The sequence below is a fragment of the Lamprobacter sp. genome (assembly GCF_034860625.1).
In the GTDB taxonomy this organism is placed as follows: domain Bacteria; phylum Pseudomonadota; class Gammaproteobacteria; order Chromatiales; family Chromatiaceae; genus Lamprobacter.
This window is the reverse complement of sequence record NZ_JAYESN010000417.1, coordinates 1-1,948: the sequence shown is the minus strand read 5'-3', so window position 1 is coordinate 1,948 and position 1,948 is coordinate 1. Positions and strand designations below refer to the sequence as shown.

Genomic DNA, 1,948 nt, shown 5'->3' with positions numbered 1-1,948 from the left:
CCCGGCCCCGATCGAGCGCGCCGTCAGCCCGGCGAGGTCGCGTAAGCCTTCCTCGAGGTTGGGTTTCTGCTCGATCAGCCTGGTCACGCCGACTAACTGTTCAACAACAAGTCGCGCCATGGTTGGTCTCCAGGGTAGTGGCTGCCGACCGGCTTGCACACTGGACGGCCTCGGGGGTGAGGCTCGGCTGCAAGTGTACGGCACATCTGATACTGTTCCTACCCTATCGTCATCCAAGGAGTGATTGCTGACCATGTCCGCCACTGCCGAAGCGCTCTATCACCGCCACCGCCTCAGCGCTGATGACGACGAGCGCATGGGCCAGGCCAGGGATCTCTCAGCATTCCGTCCCCTCTGCCTGCCGGACGCTTTGCTTGATCTCAGCGGTCTGTTCTAGCGGGCCTGTTGGTGTTTCGGCGCGATCATTGGCCTGCTCATCGGCTACACTCACCCCATGAGCACGGATTCTTCTGTGGAACCCAGCGAGGAGCGCCTACGCCAATGGCACCGGCTATTCGGCATCGCGCTGATGGACCTGTTCGAGGGCGCCCCCTGGCGGGTGGAACTCGAGCAGGAGCTGGCCCTGCGCAGCCAGTTGCTCGATGTCGCCATCATTGAGGCCAATGGCGAAGGCGCGCAGCGCGGTTCGACTCCCCAACCGCCCCTCGAACTGCCCGATGGTCTCGAGAACCTGCGCCCGCATAATCTGCTGACCTACAAATCCCGCCACGAACCGCTGAATGCCTGGACGCTCGATGAGCTCATCGGGCACTACGTCAGCTACCGCAAGCTCAGGCTTGACCGCAAAGGCGAGCACCATCAGGAAAGCGCCTTTGGCCTCTACGCCGTGGCTACGCGCTTTCCACGCGATCTGGTGCGCACGCACCCGTTACAGGCGACCGATTGGGAAGGCATCTATGAACTGCCCTGGGGCGGACATCGGGTGCGCGTGATCGTGCTCAATGCCATCGCTCAGCACCCGCGCAACACCGCTTGGGAACTCTTCGCCTGCGAGCAGGATCGCATGCGCCAGGGGCTCATCCACTACCGCGCCCGCCATCCGCGCTCCAGTCAAGGCGGACACTGGGCGCTGCTTGAACACCTCTACCTGATCTATCAACAGGAGATCCCCGATATGGCCTACACCATGGAAGACTTTATCCGCGAGACCCACGATCTCGTGATCGAGGATGCGCTCAAGCGGCGCGATCCAGCAGAGATCCTCAAGCACTACGCACCCGAGGAGCGGCTCAAGGGACTCGATCCCGAGGAGCGGCTCAAGGGGCTCGACCCCGAGGAGCGGCTCAAGGGGCTCGATCCCGCCACGATCGAAGCCTGGCTCGCCAAACAGCGCCGGAATCATTGAAAAGCTGCGATCTGCTGACTGATGACCAACTATGTCCGCCACCGCCGAGCCTCTCTATCACCGCCACCGCATCAGCGCTGATGACGACGAGCGCATGGGCCAGACCAACATCCTCAGCGAAAACGATCGCGTCGAGCTCATCGATGGGGAGATCATCGACAAGCCGCCGATTGGTAGCCCACATGGCGGTGCCGTCAATCGTATTGCCAACCGAATCACCCGTGCATTCGGCGAGACCGATGCCATTTTGGCAACGCAAAACCCGCTGCGACTTAGCGATTTCTCTGAGCCCGAGCCCGCTATCGCCCTGCTCCGCCCACGCGCTGACTTCTATGCCAAGCGCCATCCTCGACCAGAGGATGTGCTGCTTCTCATCGAGGTCGCGGAGACCTCGCTGCGCTACGATCGCAATAAGAAGCGGTGCTTGATCTCAGCGGCCTGTTCTAGCACTGTTGCTATCTTAATGAAAGACGGAACAACGCATGCGCTTCTTCAATACCGAAGGTCCGGTCAGGCCTGAAGACCACTATTGTCTTCCACCCCTGTCGCGCTGGGATCTCGACCAGGTGCTGATGCTGATCG

General features: G+C 61.4%; 3 protein-coding genes. All 3 read left to right on the top strand.

Translation table 11 applies throughout. The features are described from left to right. Window positions 1-253 precede the first annotated feature (253 nt). From VBE63_RS28280 to VBE63_RS28270, 3 genes are read left to right on the top strand one after another with little or no spacing between them, the layout of a single operon-like run. Entirely contained in the window at window positions 254-397 is a 144-nt protein-coding gene (locus VBE63_RS28280; RefSeq protein WP_323686315.1) for a hypothetical protein, read from the top strand. 57 nt (window positions 398-454) lie between these two features. Beyond that, entirely contained in the window at window positions 455-1,366 is a 912-nt protein-coding gene (locus VBE63_RS28275) for a hypothetical protein (protein WP_323686314.1), read from the top strand. Window positions 1,367-1,397: 31 nt separating this feature from the next. Then, entirely contained in the window at window positions 1,398-1,886 is a 489-nt protein-coding gene (locus tag VBE63_RS28270; RefSeq protein ID WP_323686313.1) for a Uma2 family endonuclease, read from the top strand. Window positions 1,887-1,948: the final 62 nt, after the last annotated feature.